The organism is Cellulomonas septica, assembly GCF_012396155.1.
Lineage (GTDB): Bacteria > Actinomycetota > Actinomycetes > Actinomycetales > Cellulomonadaceae > Cellulomonas > Cellulomonas septica.
In genome coordinates, this window is the sequence record NZ_JAAXOY010000016.1 from 1 (window position 1) to 14,850 (window position 14,850).

25 protein-coding genes and 1 pseudogene are annotated in these 14,850 nt (G+C 70.1%); all 26 read right to left on the reverse strand.

Annotated features, from left to right (window positions below; all coding sequences use genetic code 11):
• Positions 1–739: pseudogene (locus HGA02_RS20700) on the reverse strand (hypothetical protein); the annotation flags it as partial.
• Between the two features lie 466 nt (positions 740–1,205).
• Entirely contained in the window at positions 1,206–2,048 is an 843-nt protein-coding gene (gene map, locus HGA02_RS01850) for a type I methionyl aminopeptidase (protein WP_168676970.1), read from the reverse strand.
• 24 nt (positions 2,049–2,072) lie between these two features.
• A complete protein-coding gene (locus tag HGA02_RS01855) occupies positions 2,073–2,645 on the reverse strand; it encodes an adenylate kinase (RefSeq protein ID WP_168676972.1) in 573 nt (190 codons plus the stop codon).
• Positions 2,642–3,940, reverse strand: a complete 1,299-nt coding sequence (gene secY, locus HGA02_RS01860; protein WP_168676974.1) for a preprotein translocase subunit SecY — start codon at positions 3,938–3,940, stop codon at positions 2,642–2,644. The genes HGA02_RS01855 and secY overlap by 4 nt, the downstream gene beginning before the upstream one ends.
• Positions 3,941–4,102: 162 nt before the next feature.
• A complete protein-coding gene (gene rplO / locus HGA02_RS01865; RefSeq protein ID WP_168676976.1) occupies positions 4,103–4,825 on the reverse strand; it encodes a 50S ribosomal protein L15 in 723 nt (240 codons plus the stop codon).
• A gap of 2 nt (positions 4,826–4,827) precedes the next feature.
• Positions 4,828–5,010 carry a 50S ribosomal protein L30 gene (rpmD, locus tag HGA02_RS01870; protein WP_124342380.1) on the reverse strand — a complete coding sequence of 61 codons (183 nt, stop codon included), beginning with the start codon at positions 5,008–5,010 and terminating at the stop codon, positions 4,828–4,830.
• Positions 5,010–5,654, reverse strand: a complete 645-nt coding sequence (rpsE, locus tag HGA02_RS01875; protein WP_162352739.1) for a 30S ribosomal protein S5 — start codon at positions 5,652–5,654, stop codon at positions 5,010–5,012. The genes rpmD and rpsE overlap by 1 nt, the downstream gene beginning before the upstream one ends.
• 31 nt (positions 5,655–5,685) lie before the next feature.
• The gene (gene rplR, locus HGA02_RS01880) at positions 5,686–6,057 is read right to left on the reverse strand and encodes a 50S ribosomal protein L18 (protein ID WP_124342378.1); all 372 of its coding nucleotides are present in this window, start codon (positions 6,055–6,057) and stop codon (positions 5,686–5,688) included.
• Between the two features lie 3 nt (positions 6,058–6,060).
• Positions 6,061–6,600 carry a 50S ribosomal protein L6 gene (rplF, locus tag HGA02_RS01885; protein ID WP_124342377.1) on the reverse strand — a complete coding sequence of 180 codons (540 nt, stop codon included), beginning with the start codon at positions 6,598–6,600 and terminating at the stop codon, positions 6,061–6,063.
• 24 nt (positions 6,601–6,624) lie between these two features.
• On the reverse strand, positions 6,625–7,023 hold the full coding sequence (gene rpsH / locus HGA02_RS01890) for a 30S ribosomal protein S8 (protein WP_013770179.1): 399 nt from the start codon (positions 7,021–7,023) through the stop codon (positions 6,625–6,627).
• Positions 7,024–7,109: 86 nt separating this feature from the next.
• On the reverse strand, positions 7,110–7,295 hold the full coding sequence (locus HGA02_RS01895; protein ID WP_013770178.1) for a type Z 30S ribosomal protein S14: 186 nt from the start codon (positions 7,293–7,295) through the stop codon (positions 7,110–7,112).
• Between the two features lie 2 nt (positions 7,296–7,297).
• Entirely contained in the window at positions 7,298–7,864 is a 567-nt protein-coding gene (rplE, locus tag HGA02_RS01900; protein WP_124342376.1) for a 50S ribosomal protein L5, read from the reverse strand.
• On the reverse strand, positions 7,864–8,205 hold the full coding sequence (gene rplX / locus HGA02_RS01905) for a 50S ribosomal protein L24 (RefSeq protein ID WP_124342375.1): 342 nt from the start codon (positions 8,203–8,205) through the stop codon (positions 7,864–7,866). Before rplX ends, rplE begins: the two co-directional genes overlap by 1 nt.
• A 2-nt stretch (positions 8,206–8,207) precedes the next feature.
• The gene (rplN, locus tag HGA02_RS01910) at positions 8,208–8,576 is read right to left on the reverse strand and encodes a 50S ribosomal protein L14 (RefSeq protein ID WP_034625870.1); all 369 of its coding nucleotides are present in this window, start codon (positions 8,574–8,576) and stop codon (positions 8,208–8,210) included.
• 147 nt (positions 8,577–8,723) lie between these two features.
• Positions 8,724–9,008 (reverse strand): 30S ribosomal protein S17, encoded by a 285-nt coding sequence (gene rpsQ, locus HGA02_RS01915; RefSeq protein ID WP_013770174.1) that lies wholly within the window; start codon positions 9,006–9,008, stop codon positions 8,724–8,726.
• A gap of 7 nt (positions 9,009–9,015) precedes the next feature.
• Complete coding sequence (gene rpmC, locus HGA02_RS01920; RefSeq protein ID WP_013882864.1) at positions 9,016–9,255, reverse strand: 50S ribosomal protein L29; 240 nt, start codon at positions 9,253–9,255, stop codon at positions 9,016–9,018.
• Positions 9,255–9,671 (reverse strand): 50S ribosomal protein L16, encoded by a 417-nt coding sequence (gene rplP, locus HGA02_RS01925; protein WP_124342374.1) that lies wholly within the window; start codon positions 9,669–9,671, stop codon positions 9,255–9,257. The genes rpmC and rplP overlap by 1 nt, the downstream gene beginning before the upstream one ends.
• 3 nt (positions 9,672–9,674) lie before the next feature.
• Positions 9,675–10,514, reverse strand: a complete 840-nt coding sequence (gene rpsC / locus HGA02_RS01930) for a 30S ribosomal protein S3 (RefSeq protein WP_168676978.1) — start codon at positions 10,512–10,514, stop codon at positions 9,675–9,677.
• Positions 10,514–10,882, reverse strand: coding sequence for a 50S ribosomal protein L22 (gene rplV, locus HGA02_RS01935; RefSeq protein WP_124342372.1), 369 nt, complete (start codon positions 10,880–10,882; stop codon positions 10,514–10,516). The genes rpsC and rplV overlap by 1 nt, the downstream gene beginning before the upstream one ends.
• Positions 10,883–10,934: 52 nt before the next feature.
• Positions 10,935–11,216: a 30S ribosomal protein S19 gene (gene rpsS / locus HGA02_RS01940; RefSeq protein ID WP_124342371.1), complete on the reverse strand. Its 282-nt coding sequence runs from the start codon at positions 11,214–11,216 to the stop codon at positions 10,935–10,937.
• A gap of 12 nt (positions 11,217–11,228) precedes the next feature.
• Positions 11,229–12,065 carry a 50S ribosomal protein L2 gene (gene rplB, locus HGA02_RS01945; RefSeq protein WP_013770168.1) on the reverse strand — a complete coding sequence of 279 codons (837 nt, stop codon included), beginning with the start codon at positions 12,063–12,065 and terminating at the stop codon, positions 11,229–11,231.
• A gap of 25 nt (positions 12,066–12,090) precedes the next feature.
• Positions 12,091–12,393, reverse strand: coding sequence for a 50S ribosomal protein L23 (gene rplW / locus HGA02_RS01950; protein WP_124342369.1), 303 nt, complete (start codon positions 12,391–12,393; stop codon positions 12,091–12,093).
• A complete protein-coding gene (rplD, locus tag HGA02_RS01955; RefSeq protein ID WP_124342368.1) occupies positions 12,390–13,079 on the reverse strand; it encodes a 50S ribosomal protein L4 in 690 nt (229 codons plus the stop codon). The genes rplW and rplD overlap by 4 nt, the downstream gene beginning before the upstream one ends.
• 5 nt (positions 13,080–13,084) lie before the next feature.
• The gene (gene rplC, locus HGA02_RS01960; protein ID WP_124342367.1) at positions 13,085–13,744 is read right to left on the reverse strand and encodes a 50S ribosomal protein L3; all 660 of its coding nucleotides are present in this window, start codon (positions 13,742–13,744) and stop codon (positions 13,085–13,087) included.
• A gap of 22 nt (positions 13,745–13,766) precedes the next feature.
• The gene (gene rpsJ, locus HGA02_RS01965; RefSeq protein WP_013117879.1) at positions 13,767–14,075 is read right to left on the reverse strand and encodes a 30S ribosomal protein S10; all 309 of its coding nucleotides are present in this window, start codon (positions 14,073–14,075) and stop codon (positions 13,767–13,769) included.
• Between the two features lie 339 nt (positions 14,076–14,414).
• Positions 14,415–14,850, reverse strand: a 436-nt coding sequence (locus HGA02_RS01970; RefSeq protein ID WP_168676980.1) for a hypothetical protein, incomplete at its 5' end; no start/stop codon positions are given.

Below are 14,850 nucleotides of genomic sequence, written 5' to 3' on the forward strand. Positions count from 1 at the left end.
ACGACGGGCCGGCCGCGAGGACCTCCGACGTGGGCGACGGGGTCACCACGGGCGTCGCGACCGGCGTGGGCGTCGCGCTCGGCGTGGGCGTGACGTCGTCGTCCACGACGTCCGTCGGGACCGGCGTCGGCGTGGGCGCCTCGGGCGTCACGCTCGGCGTCGCCGACGGCGTCGGGGTGACGGTCGGCGTGGGCGTCGCGCTCTGCGTCGGCACCGGGTAGGTCGGCGCGCAGGCCGGGACGGCGCCCACCTGCTCCTCGAGGTCCCAGTGGTCCGCGGCGAACAGCGGCCCGCCCTGGTTGACCCACTTCAGGACGCCGTCGGGGTAGTGCGGCGCGTCGGAGTCCGTGAAGACCTGCGGACCGCCGTAGGCGGCGTCCTCCTGCACGCCCCAGCCCGGACCGCAGACCTCGAACGGCACCGCGTCTTTGATCTGGTCCCACGTGATGTTGCGCCACTGGGCGCCGTCCCAGGTCGCGACCAGGTACTGCTGCGTCGAGTTCTCCCACGAGGCCGGCGCCTTGGCGTCCTTCTTCAGGTAGACGTACGCGGCCGTCGTGGTCTGGCCGCCGCGCGTCGGCTTCGGCTGCGCCGACTGCATCGGCGTCGGCGTCGTCGGCGTGGTCGAGCTGGGCTTCGGCTTCGGCTTGCTCCACGAGTCACCGCGGTGCGAGCCGCCGTGGCCCCCGTGGCCCGAACCACCGGTCGCCGCGGCCGGTGACGCAGCGAGCAGGCTCACCGCGAGGACGGACGTCCCGACGACGGCGGCCCGCCGCGCGTGGGACCGGAGGGACGGACGACTGCTGCGCTGCATAGGGACCAACCCATCGTGTGCGGCAGGCATGACGAGGGGGCACACGCCTGCGTGTCCGACGGACCGCACGCGAGCACCCCGCCGCGGGCGTGCGACGAGGTGCGGGAGCGGTCCTGGCGGGAGGACGATCCCGCCGCGCGGCACACTATCCGACAAACCGGACGCCGTGGGGCTGTTTGCCCAGGTCGGGCGCATTCGGACGGGAAACTGGACGCGCGTTCACCCGATCGTGTGGTAGCGCTTCCCGCACTCGAGGGACGCCGGTCCTCGCGAGGGCAATCACGTGCCGCCGACGTCGCCGTGGCGGCGATGGGCCACGGTCTCGCCGGGCGCACGACGACGCCCGGGTAGACCAGACCATCGGGGCGACCTCGACGCCCCGGCGGTGGGCTCAGGCCAGCGGGGCGACCTCGACCCCGAGCGCGCCGAGCTCCGCCGCTCCCCCGTCGTGCGCGGTGAGCACCCAGATCCCGTCCTCGAGGACGGCGACGCTGTGCTCCCAGTGCGACGCGCGCGACCCGTCGACGGTCACGACGGTCCAGTCGTCGTCGAGCACCTGGGTGAAGCGCTGCCCGCGCACGACCATCGGCTCGATCGCGACGCACAGGCCCGGCTTCACGCGCGGGCCGCGGTCGCGCGCCCGGTAGTTGAGGACGTCGGGCGGCTGGTGCATCGCGGTCCCGATGCCGTGACCGACGTACTCCTCGACGACCCCGTACCGACGCCCGTCGTTCAGACCGGCCTCGACGGCCGTGTCGACGACGTCCTCGACGGCCTCGCCGACGGCGCCGAGCCGCTCGGCCGACGCGAGCGCGGCGATCCCGGCCCACATGGCCTTCCGGGTCGTCTCCGCGAGGTCGGCGTCGGCCTGCTCGCCGCCGTCGAGCACGACGGTGATGGCCGAGTCGCCGTGCCAGCCGTCGACGACGGCGCCGCAGTCGACGGACACGACGTCGCCGGGCTCGAGCACGCGGCTGCCGGGGATGCCGTGCACGACCTCGTCGTTGACGGACACGCAGAGCGTCGCGGGGTACCCGTGGTACCCGAGGAAGGACGGGGTCGCGCCCGCCTCGGCGATGACCGCGGCGGCGACGGCGTCGAGCTCGGCCGTCGTCACGCCGGGGGCGACGTGCTCCCGGACCGCCGCGAGGGCGTCCGCGACGACGAGGCCGGCACGTCGCATGACGCGCACCTGGTCGGGGGTCTTGTACTCGATGCGCTCACGGCCGAACACGGGCACCACCTACGAGGGCCCGCGTCAGCGGGCGAGCGAGCCGATCGCGGCGACGAGCCGCTCGGTGACCTCGTCGACCTCGCCGATCCCGTCGACCTGCACGAGCAGGCCACGGTCGGCGTAGACGGCCGAGATCGGGGCGGTCTGCTCGGCGTACACGTCGAGCCGGTGACGGATGACGTCCTCGGTGTCGTCCTCGCGGCCCTCGATCTCGGCGCGCTTGAGCAGTCGGCCCACGACGACGTCGGGGTCCGCTGTGATCTCGACCGCGAGGTCCACCGCACGGTCACCGAGGATCTCGTCGAGCGCCGCGACCTGGGCGACGTTGCGCGGGTACCCGTCCAGCAGGAACCCCTCGGCGACGTCGTCCTGCGCGAGCCGGTCGCGCACGAGCTCGTTCGTCAGGTCGTCCGGGACCAGTGCGCCGGACGCGGTGATCGCCTGGACCTTCTGGCCGAGCTCGGTGCCGCCCTTGATGTTGGCGCGGAAGATGTCGCCGGTCGAGATCGCGGGGACGCCGAGACGCTCGGCGAGCCGGGCCGCCTGGGTGCCCTTGCCCGCTCCGGGCGGGCCGAGGAGGACGAGACGTGCGCTCACCGCAGGAACCCTTCGTAGTGCCGCTGCTGGAGCTGCGACTCGATCTGCTTGACGGTCTCCAGGCCCACACCGACGACGATGAGGATCGACGAGCCGCCGAACGGGATGTTCGTGCTGACGTCGAGGGCGATGAAGACGATGGTCGGGATCAGCGCGACGAGGGCGAGGTAGATCGAGCCCGGCGCCGTGATCCGCGTGATGACGTAGTCGAGGTACTCGGCCGTGGGGCGACCGGCGCGGATGCCGGGGATGAAGCCGCCGTACTTCTTCATGTTGTCCGCGACCTCGTCCGGGTTGAACGTGATCGCCGTGTAGAAGTAGCAGAAGAAGATGATGAGGAGCACGTAGATCGCGATGTGCCACGGCGACGCCGGGTCCGCGATGTACCGCGACACCCACTGCACCCAGCCCGCGGTCGGGTCGCCGAACTGGGCGATGAGGCCCGGGACGGCGAGCAGCGACGACGCGAAGATCACCGGGATGACACCGGCCATGTTGATCTTGATCGGGATGTAGGTGCTCGACCCGCCGTACATGCGGCGGCCGACCATGCGCTTGGCGTACTGCACCGGGATGCGGCGCTGCGACTGCTCGACGAACACGACGAGCGCGATGACCAGCACCACGACGGCGAGGACCGCGACGAACTTCGCGCCACCGCCGGCGCCACCGGCGATCGACCACATCGCGCCGGGGAAGCTCGCGGCGATCGAGGTGAAGATGAGGAGCGACATGCCGTTGCCGACGCCGCGCTCGGTGATGAGCTCGCCGAGCCACATGATGAGGCCGGTGCCCGCGGTCATGGTGATGACCATGATGAGCAGCGTGACCCAGCTGTCGTCGGGGATGACGTCGACGGTGCAGCCCTGGAAGAGCTGGCCGCTGCGCGCGATCGTGATGATCGTCGTCGACTGGAGGACCGCCAGGGCGATCGTCAGGTACCGGGTGTACTGCGTGAGCTTCGCGGTGCCGGACTGGCCCTCGCGGTGCAGCTCCTCGAACTTGGGGATCACCACGCGCAGCAGCTGGATGATGATGCTCGCCGTGATGTACGGCATGATCCCCAGCGCGAAGACGGAGAGCTGCAGGAGCGCTCCCCCGCTGAACAGGTTCACGATCCCGATCAGGTCGTTCGCGCCCTGCGTCTGGTCGATGCAGACCTGCACGTTGGGATAGCTGACGCCCGGGGTCGGCAGGAACGAGCCGATCCGGAAGACGACCATGATCCCGATCGTGAAGAGCAGCTTGCGCCGCAGGTCGGGCGTCCTGAACGCCCGGACGAATGCGCTGAGCACCTGGTCCTCCTGGGCCGCCGATCGGCGGCGTCTCGTGCGACCCGGCTGTCCCGGACCGCGAACCCCGCCACGACGCGGGGCAACGAGGCACCCTAACGGATGCCCGACGACAAACGGAACGAGGCCGGTGGGAAGTGAGATCCCACCGGCCTCGTCCGGCGATCAGTCCTGCGCGACGGAGCCGCCGGCAGCCACGATCTTCTCCTTGGCGGACGCCGAGTAGGCGTCCACGGCCACGGAGACCTTGACCGTGAGCTCGCCGGTGCCGAGCACCTTGACGGGCTGGCCCTTGCGGACCGCACCCTTCGCGACCAGGTCGGCGACCGTCACGTCGCCACCGTCCGGGTAGAGCGCCGAGAGCTTGTCCAGGTTGACGACCTGGTACTCGACGCGGAACGGGTTCTTGAAGCCACGGAGCTTCGGCAGACGCATGTGCATCGGCATCTGCCCGCCCTCGAAGGCGGCCGGGACCTGGTACCGGGCCTTGGTGCCCTTGGTACCACGACCGGCCGTCTTGCCCTTGGACGCCTCACCACGACCCACGCGGGTCTTGGCGGTCTTGGCGCCCGGGGCCGGACGCAGGTGGTGCACCTTGAGGGTGCCACCGGCGCCGGGCTGGGCAGCGGCCTCGGCCGCCTTGCGGGCGGCCTCCGTCGGCGCGGCCTTCTCGGCCTTCGCCGGAGCGGCGGCCTTCTTGGCCGGGGCCTTCTTCTCGGCAGCCGGCTTCTCCGCGGCGGCGGAGGCGGTCTCGGCCTTGTCGGCCTTCGCCTTCGTCGTCTTCTTCGGAGCCTCGGCAGCCGCGTCGGCGGCCTTCTTGGCGGGAGCCTTCTTGGCGGCGGCCTTGGGGGCCGTCACCTCCTCGGTCTCCTTCTTCTCGTCAGCCATGCTCACTCCACCTCTTCGACCGCGACGAGGTGCCGCACGGTCTGGACCATGCCGCGGATCTCAGGGCGGTCCTCCTTGACGACGACGTCGCCGATCCGCTTGAGGCCCAGGGTGCGCAGCGTGTCGCGCTGGTTCTGCTTGCCACCGATGCCCGACTTCTTCTGGGTCACCTTGAGACGAGCCATCACGCACCCACCTTCTCCGCGGCGGCCGCACGGCCCTCGGCCTGGGCCCGCAGGAGGGCGGCCGGGACGACGTGCTCGACCGGCAGACCACGGCGCGCGGCCACGGCCTCCGGCTGCTCGAGGCCACGGAGGGCCGCGACGGTCGCGTGGACGATGTTGATCGCGTTCGACGAGCCGAGCGACTTGCTCAGGACGTCGTGGATGCCGGCGCACTCCAGGACGGCGCGCACCGGACCACCGGCGATCACACCGGTACCCGGCGACGCCGGACGCAGGAACACGACACCGGCGGCGGCCTCACCCGTGATGGGGTGCGGGATGGTGCCCTGGATGCGGGGGACGCGGAAGAAGTTCTTCTTCGCCTCCTCGACACCCTTGGCGATCGCCGCGGGCACCTCCTTGGCCTTGCCGTAGCCGACGCCGACGGTGCCGTCACCGTCGCCCACCACGACGAGCGCGGTGAAGCTGAAGCGGCGGCCACCCTTGACGACCTTGGCGACGCGGTTGATCGTCACGACGCGCTCGACGAACTGGCTCTTCTCGGCGGCGTCCTGACGACGCCCACCGTCACGACGGCCGCCGTCGCGGCGGTCGCCGCCGGTGCCGCCCTGGGCACCGGTGTTGCTGCGTGCAGGAGCAGCCATCAGTGAGTCCTCTTCTTCCCGGTGTACGTCGTCACAGCTTCAGACCACCCTCGCGGGCACCGTCGGCGACCGCGGCCACCCGGCCGTGGTACTTGTTGCCGCCGCGGTCGAAGACGACCGCGTCGATGCCCTTGGCCTTCGCGCGCTCGGCGACGAGCTCGCCGACCTTGCGGGCCTTGGCGGACTTGTCGCCCTCGGCCCCGCGCAGGTCCACCTCGAGGGTCGACGCCGACGCGATGGTCTGGCCGATGCCGTCGTCCACGACCTGGGCCGTGATGTGACGGGCGGAGCGGGTGACGACGAGGCGCGGCCGAGCAGCCGAGCCCACGACCTTCTTGCGCAGGCGCAGGTGCCGGCGCTGGCGGGCGATCGTCTTGCCCTTGCCCTTGATGCTGATCGCCATGGCTTACTTCCCAGCCTTTCCGACCTTGCGGCGCACGTTCTCGCCCGCGTACCGCACGCCCTTGCCCTTGTACGGCTCGGGCTTGCGGATCTTGCGGATGTTCGCGGCGACCTCGCCGACCTGCTGCTTGTCGATGCCCTGCACCGAGAAGCGGGTCGGGGCCTCGACGACGAAGGTGATGCCCTCCGGCGGCGTGACGACGACCGGGTGGCTGAAGCCGAGCGCGAACTCGAGGTCCGAGCCCTTCGCGGTCACGCGGTAACCGGTGCCGACGATCTCGAGCTTCTTGACGTAGCCCTCGGTCACGCCGGTGACGAGGTTCGCCAGGAGCGTGCGGGTCAGGCCGTGGAGCGAGCGCGAGAGGCGCTCGTCGTTCGGGCGGGTGACCACGAGGGCACCGGCCTCGTCACGCGCGACCTCGAGGGGTGCGGCGACCGTGTGCGAGAGGGTGCCCTTGGGGCCCTTCACCGTGACGACGGCACCGTCGATGTTGACGTCCACGCCGGTCGGGACCGAAACGGGGATCCTGCCGATACGAGACATTGGCGTTCTCCTTCCGGGTCTCGATTACCAGACGTAGGCGAGGACTTCCCCACCCACGCCCTTCTTGGCGGCCTGCTTGTCGGTGAGGAGACCCGAGGACGTGGAGAGGATCGCCACGCCCAGGCCGCCGAGCACCTTGGGCAGGTTGGTCGACTTGGCGTACACGCGCAGGCCCGGCTTGGACACACGCTTCAGGCCGGCGAGCGCACGCTCGCGGTTGGGGCCGTACTTCAGGGTCACGACGAGATTCTTGCCCACGGGGGCGTCCTCGACGGTCCAGCCCTGGATGTAGCCCTCGGCCTGCAGGATCTCCGCGACGTGCGACTTGAGCTTCGAGAACGGGATCGACACCGTGTCGTGGTGCGCCGAGTTCGCGTTGCGCAGACGCGTGAGGAAGTCTGCGATGGGGTCGGTCATGGTCATCGGGCTTCAGCCCTTTCTCGCCGGGGTATCCCGGACCCGCTCGACGCGGGCCCGGGACCTACCGACGATCGTTCCTACTGGGGGTCTTACCAGCTGCTCTTGGTGACGCCGGGGAGCTCGCCGCGGTGGGCCATCTCCCGCACGCAGATCCGGCACAGGCCGAACTTGCGGTACACCGAGTGCGGACGGCCGCAGCGCTGGCAGCGCGTGTACGCACGCACCGCGAACTTGGGCTTGGCGGCAGCCTTGTTGATCAGAGCGGTCTTCGCCATGGTCAGTTCTCCTTGAACGGGAAGCCGAGGAGCTTGAGGAAGGCGCGACCCTCGTCGTCGTTGTTCGCCGTCGTGACGATCGTGATGTCCATGCCGCGGACACGGTCGATCCGGTCCTGGTCGATCTCGTGGAACATCGACTGCTCCGTGAGGCCGAACGTGTAGTTGCCGTTGCCGTCGAACTGCGTCGCCGACAGGCCGCGGAAGTCACGGATGCGGGGAAGCGCCGTCGAGAGCAGGCGGTCCAGGAACTCCCAGGCACGGTCGCCGCGCAGCGTGACGTGCGCGCCGATCGGCATGCCCTCGCGCAGCTTGAACTGCGCGATGGACTTGCGGGCCTTGGTGACCTGCGGCTTCTGGCCCGTGATCTGGGTCAGGTCGCGGATCGCGCCCTCGATGAGCTTGGAGTCCTTGGCGGCGTCGCCGACACCCATGTTCACGACGACCTTCACCAGGCGCGGGACCTGGTTGATGTTCTCGTACGCGAACTGCGTGTTGAGCGCCGGCTTGATCTCCTCGGCGTAGCGGGTCTTCAGACGCGGCTGGGCCGGAGCGGTGATCTCGGTCATCAGATGTCCTTACCGGAACGCTTGGCGACGCGGACACGGACGTTCCGCGTGCGGCCGTCACGCTCGACCTGCTCGGTGCGGTAGCCGACCCGGGTGCCCTTCTTGGTCTCCGGGTCGACGAGCATCACGTTGCTGATGTGGATGGGGGCCTCGACGGTCTCGATGCCACCCGTGCGGGTGCCACGCTGCGTCTGGCCGGCCTTGACGTGCTTCTGCACGCGCTGCACGCCCTCGACGACGACGCGCTGCGTCTCGGTGAGCACCTCGAGCACGCGGCCCTGCTTGCCCTTGTCGCGCCCCGAGATGACGAGGACGAGGTCGCCCTTCTTGATCTTCGCCATGGTCAGAGCACCTCCGGCGCCAGCGAGATGATCTTCATGAACTTCTTGTCGCGCAGCTCGCGGCCCACGGGGCCGAAGATGCGCGTCCCACGGGGCTCCCCGTCGTTCTTGAGGATCACGGCGGCGTTCTCGTCGAACTTGATGTACGAGCCGTCCGGACGGCGGCGCTCCTTGCGGGTGCGCACGATGACGGCCTTGACGACGTCGCCCTTCTTGACGTTGCCGCCGGGGATCGCGTCCTTGACGGTGGCGACGATGACGTCACCGATGCCTGCGTAGCGACGGCCGGAACCACCGAGAACGCGGATGCAGAGGATCTCCTTGGCACCCGTGTTGTCGGCGACACGCAGTCGCGACTCCTGCTGGATCATTGCCTACTCCTGTCGTCCGGCGGGTTCTCGGTCGATCTGGCCGCCGAGCCTGGCCTGACGTAGTTGCCGTGATGCACACGTCGCGGCGGGGGTGCTCCCTGACGGGGTCACCCCCGCCGCCCGTGGGCAACTTGGGTGGTGCGAGTCTTACTTGGCCTTCTCGAGGATCTCCACCAGGCGCCACCGCTTGGTCGCGGACAGCGGGCGGGTCTCCATGATGAGGACGAGGTCGCCGATGCCCGCCGAGCCCTGCTCGTCGTGCGCCTTGACCTTGCTGGTCCGCCGGATGACCTTGCCGTAGAGCGGGTGCTTGACCCGGTCCTCGACCTCGACCACGACGGTCTTGTCCATCTTGTCGCTCACGACGTAGCCACGGCGCGTCTTGCGGTACGCGCGGTGCTCCGCCGTGGCGGTGGTGCTCTTCTCGTTCATGCTGCCCTCACTCGCTCGCGGTCGGAGCGGTACGGATGCCGAGCTCGCGCTCGCGCAGGATCGTGTAGATCCGGGCGATGTCGCGGCGGACGGCCTTCAGACGGCCGTGGCTCTCGAGCTGACCGGTCGCGGACTGGAAGCGGAGGTTGAAGAGCTCCTCCTTGGCCTTCTTCAGCTCGGCGACCAGCTTCTCGTCGTCGAAGGCGTCCAGCTCGGTGGGAGCCAGGTCCTTGGTTCCGATAGCCATCAGTTACCACCCTCGCGAACCACGAAACGGGTCTTCATCGGGAGCTTGTGCTGGGCGCGGCGCATGGCCTCGCGAGCCAGCGGCTCCGGGACGCCGGCGAGCTCGAACATCACTCGGCCGGGCTTGACGTTGGCGATCCACCACTCGGGCGAGCCCTTGCCGGAACCCATGCGGGTCTCGGCGGGCTTCTTCGTGAGGGGACGGTCCGGGTAGATGTTGATCCAGACCTTCCCACCACGCTTGATGTGGCGGGTCATGGCGATACGCGCAGCCTCGATCTGCCGGTTCGTGACGTAGGCGGGCTCGAGAGCCTGGATGCCGTACTCGCCGAACGAGATCTTGGTGCCACCGGTCGACGCGCCGGAGCGGCCGGGGTGGTGCTGCTTGCGGTGCTTGAGTCGGCGCGGGATGAGCACGGCTCAGGCCTCCGTTCCGGTCTCAGCCGAGGTCTCCGCCGCGGGAGCGGCCTCGGTCGCGGGGGCCTCGACAGGGGCGTCCGAGGTGCGCTGCTCGCGACGGCCGCCGCCACGGGGGCCGCGGTCGCCACGCTCGCCACGGTCACCGCGCGGGCCACGGGCCGGGCGCGGGGCCTGGGTCGCCTGCTCGCGGGCGAACTCCTTCTCGGTGACGTCGCCCTTGTAGACCCAGACCTTCACGCCGATGCGGCCGAAGGTCGTGCGGGCCTCGAAGAAGCCGTAGTCGATGTTCGCGCGGAGCGTGTGCAGCGGCACACGGCCCTCGCGGTAGAACTCCGTGCGGCTCATCTCCGCGCCGCCGAGGCGGCCGGAGACCTGCACGCGGATGCCCTTGGCGCCGGCGCGCTGCGCCGACTGGATGCCCTTGCGCATCGCGCGGCGGAACGAGACACGGCTCGCGAGCTGCTCGGCGATGCCCTGGGCGACCAGCTGGGCCTCGATCTCGGCGTTCTTGACCTCGAGGATGTTGAGCTGGACCTGCTTGCCCGTGAGCTTCTCGAGCTCGCCGCGGATGCGGTCGGCCTCCGCGCCACGACGCCCGATGACGATGCCCGGGCGGGCGGTGTGGATGTCGACGCGGACGCGGTCACGCGTGCGCTCGATCTCGACCTTCGCGATGCCGGCGCGCTCGAGACCCGTGCTCATGAGCTTGCGGATCTGCACGTCCTCGCGGACGTAGTCGCGGTAGCGCTGACCCGGCTTCGTCGAGTCCGCGAACCAGCGCGACCGGTGGTCCGTCGTGATGCCCAGGCGGTACCCGAGCGGGTTGACCTTCTGTCCCACTATCGGGTCCGTCCCTTCGTCTCGCGCTCAGCGACGACCACGGTGATGTGGCTCGTGCGCTTGAGGATCTGGCTGGCACGACCCTGCGCCCGCGGACGGAACCGCTTGAGCGTCGGGCCCTCGTCGACGAACACCTCGGAGACGTAGAGGTTCGCCTCGTCGAGCCGCTCGCTGTTGCGCTTCGCCCCCTCGACCGCGTTCGCGATCGCCGACTGCACCGTCTTGAGGACGGGCTCCGCGGCCGCCTGCGGCGCGAACTTCAGCACCGCCACGGCCTCGCCGGCCTGCTTGCCACGGATGAGGTCCACGACGCGCCGGGCCTTCTGGGGCGTGACGCGGACGAACCGCGCCTTCGCCTTGGCTTCCATTGCTGTCCTGCCTTCTTGTCTCTGCCGTCAGGGCGTCACCAGCTGACCGAGGTCAGCGGCGACGGCCCTTCCGGTCGTCCTTCTCGTGGCCGCGGAACGTGCGCGTCGGGGCGAACTCGCCGAGCTTGTGCCCGACCATCGACTCCGTGACGAAGACCGGCGCGTGCTTGCGCCCGTCGTGCACCGCGAACGTGTGACCCAGGAAGTCCGGGGTGATGACCGAACGGCGGGACCACGTCTTGATGACGTTCTTGCTTCCGGCCTCGTTCTGCGCGTCGACCTTCTTCTGGAGGTGGCCGTCGACGAACGGGCCCTTCTTGAGGCTGCGAGGCATCTCGGGCTCCTATCAGCGCTTCTTGCCGGTGCGCCGACGGCGCACGATGAGCTTGTCGCTCGGCTTGTTCGGACGGCGGGTACGACCCTCGGGCTGGCCCCAGGGGCTCACCGGGTGGCGACCACCGGAGGTCTTGCCCTCACCACCACCGTGCGGGTGGTCGATCGGGTTCATGGCGACACCACGGACGGTGGGGCGCTTGCCCTTCCACCGCATGCGGCCGGCCTTGCCCCAGTTGATGTTCGACTGCTCGGCGTTGCCGACCTCGCCGACCGTGGCGCGGCAGCGCAGGTCGACGTTGCGGATCTCGCCGGACGGCATGCGCAGCTGCGCGTACGGGCCGTCCTTCGCGACGAGCTGCACGGACGCACCGGCCGAGCGCGCGATCTTCGCACCGCCGCCGGGCCGCAGCTCGATGGCGTGGATGACCGTACCGGTCGGGATGTTGCGCAGCGGCAGGTTGTTGCCGGGCTTGATGTCCGCGCCGGGGCCGTTCTCGATGACGTCACCCTGCGACAGCTTGTTCGGCGCGATGATGTAGCGCTTCTCGCCGTCCGCGTAGTGCAGGAGCGCGATGCGGGCGGTGCGGTTGGGGTCGTACTCGATGTGAGCGACCTTGGCCGGCACGCCGTCCTTGTCGTGACGACGGAAGTCGATGACGCGGTACGCACGCTTGTGACCGCCACCCTGGTGGCGCGTGGTCACACGACCGGTGGAGTTGCGGCCACCCGTCTTGTGCAGCGGGCGGACCAGCGACTTCTCCGGCGTGGAGCGCGTGATCTCGACGAAGTCGGCGACCGACGAGCCACGGCGGCCCGGCGTCGTCGGCTTGTACTTACGGATTCCCATGAGTCCTCAGATCCTTCCGGGCCGCTCAGCCGACCGGTCCGCCGAAGATGTCGATCGTGCCCTCGCGGAGGGTGACGATCGCACGCTTCGTGTCCTTGCGGCGGCCGATGCCGAACCGGGTCCGACGGGCCTTGCCCTGACGGTTCGCGGTGTTGACCGAGTCGACCTTCACGCCGAACACCTGCTCGACGGCGATCTTGATCTCGGTCTTGTTGGCGCGCGGGTCGACGAGGAAGGTGTACTTCCCCTCGTCCAGAAGGCCGTAGCTCTTCTCGGACACGACCGGCGCGATCAGGATGTCGCGGGGGTCCTTGCCGACGGTGGTCACTTGGTCTCCTCCTCGGCGGCCTCGGACTCGCTCGCCACGGCCTTGGCACCCTTGGCGGGGCCGGCCAGGAACGCGTCGAGAGCGCCCTGCGTGAACACGACGTCGTCAGAGATCAGCACGTCGTAGGTGTTGAGCTGGTCGGCGACCAGCAGGTGCACCCGCTCGACGTTCCGCAGCGACTTCCACGTGATCTCGTCCTGACGCTCGACGACGACCAGCACGTTCTTGCGGCCCGACAGGTTGTCGAGGACGGCGAGAGCGGACTTCGTCGACGGCGCCGTGCCCGGGGCGAAGCCCGAGACGACGTGCACGCGGCCGGCGCGGGCGCGGTCCGAGAGAGCACCGCGGAGCGCCGCGGCCTTCATCTTCTTCGGGGTGCGCTGGCTGTAGTCACGCGGCGTGGGGCCGTGGACGACGCCACCACCGGCGAACTGCGGAGCACGCGTCGAACCCTGGCGGGCGCGACCGGTGCCCTTCTGCTTGTACGGCTTCTTGCCGCCACCACGGACCTCGCCGCGCGACTTGGTGTCGTGCGTGCCCTGGCGTGCCGCCGCGAGCTGCGCGACGACGACCTGGTGGATCAGCGGGACGTTGGTCTGCACGTCGAAGACGTCCGCGGGCAGGTCGGCCGTGCCGGCCTTCTTGCCCTGCGGGTCGAGGACGTCGACCGTCAGCGTGTCGCTCATCGAGGTCACGCACCCTTCACAGCGGAACGCACGACGACGACGCCACCCTTGGGGCCGGGGACGGCACCCTTGACGAGCAGGAGGCCCCGCTCGGCGTCGACCGCGTGCACGGTCAGGTTCTGGGTGGTCTGACGGGCGTTGCCCATCCGACCGGCCATGCGCAGGCCCTTGAACACGCGCGACGGCGTCGACGCGCCACCGATCGAGCCCGGCTTGCGGTGGTTGCGGTGCGAACCGTGGGACGCGCTCACGCCTGCGAAGCCGTGGCGCTTCATGACACCGGCGGTGCCCTTGCCCTTGGTCGTCCCGACGACGTCGACGAGCTGGCCGGCCTCGAAGAGGGCGGCGGTGAGCTCCTGGCCGAGCGTGAACTCGGCGGCGTCCGACGTGCGGATCTCGGCCACGTGCCGGCGCGGCGTCACGCCGGCCTTCTCGAAGTGGCCCTTGAGCGGCTTGGTGACCTTGGTCGGCTTGACCTCGCCGAAGGCGAGCTGCACAGCGGCGTAACCGTCGGTCTCAGCGGAGCGGACCTGCGTCACGACGTTCGTGCCGACGGCGACCACGGTGACGGGCACGAGACGACCGTTGTCGTCCCAGAGCTGCGTCATGCCGAGCTTGGTGCCGAGCAGCGCCGTGACGGGGCGCGCGTTCTGCTGGGTAACCATGAAGATCAGTTCCTTCCCAGCGTCAGAGCTTGATCTCGATGTTCACGTCCGCGGGCAGGTCGAGACGCATGAGCGAGTCGACAGCCTTCGGCGTGGGGTCGATGATGTCGATGAGCCGCTTGTGCGTGCGCATCTCGAAGTGCTCGCGGCTGTCCTTGTACTTGTGGGGCGACCGGATGACGCAGAAGACGTTCTTCTCCGTCGGCAGCGGCACCGGACCCACGACCGACGCACCAGCGCGAGTCACCGTGTCGACGATCTTGCGCGCCGAGCTGTCGATGACCTCGTGGTCGTAGGACTTGAGCCGGATGCGGATCTTCTGTCCCGCCATGGCGTCGTCTACTTCTCTCTCTTCGAACCGGTCCGTCCGACCCCCGCACTCGGGCGTGTCGCTTCAGGCGACAGGCCTCTGCGCTGCGTACCGTTCCCGGCACGAGGTCGGTGGTTGTAGTCGAGCGTCCACCGCCGGGTGACCCCGGGGTCCGGACGCTCTCCACGTCTGCCTGCCCAGCCGGTCGGGCGCACGTAGGCACACCACCCCCAGCGGGCAACTTGACTAGTCTGCCAGACGGACGCCCGATACTCCAATCCCGCTCCGCTGTGCGCTCCCCCACAACCGCTCCACGACCGCCCTCCGACCGGGAGCGCCCCCCCGTGCGGGCGCTGGTCCTCAGCCCGGGACCGTCCCGCGGGGACGACGGCCGACGTGCACGACCGCCGGCGGACGCCGGTCCTCCCACGGCGACACCTCGACCCGTACCCCGTGCGCCGCCGACGCCGCGACGAAGCGCTCGAGCACGTCGACGAACCGCCGCCGGAAGCCGTCCCGCTCCGCGTCGTGGTCCTCGACCTCGACGCGCAGCACGCACGTGGACCCGTCGGCCGCGTGGCCCCGCACGTGCACCGCCGTCGCCACGAACGGCACGGGCAGCTCGGCCGACAGCACCGCGGCCAGCGCGACATCCCCCAGCACGCCACCCGCCGAGGCGCGCGGCCCGCGGACCGTGCACACCGGGACGCCGCCCGCTCCGACGACCCGCTCGACCCGCAGCCCGGCCGCCGCGGCCACGCCCGCGAAGACGTCGAGGGCCGGCCCGACGGGGGCG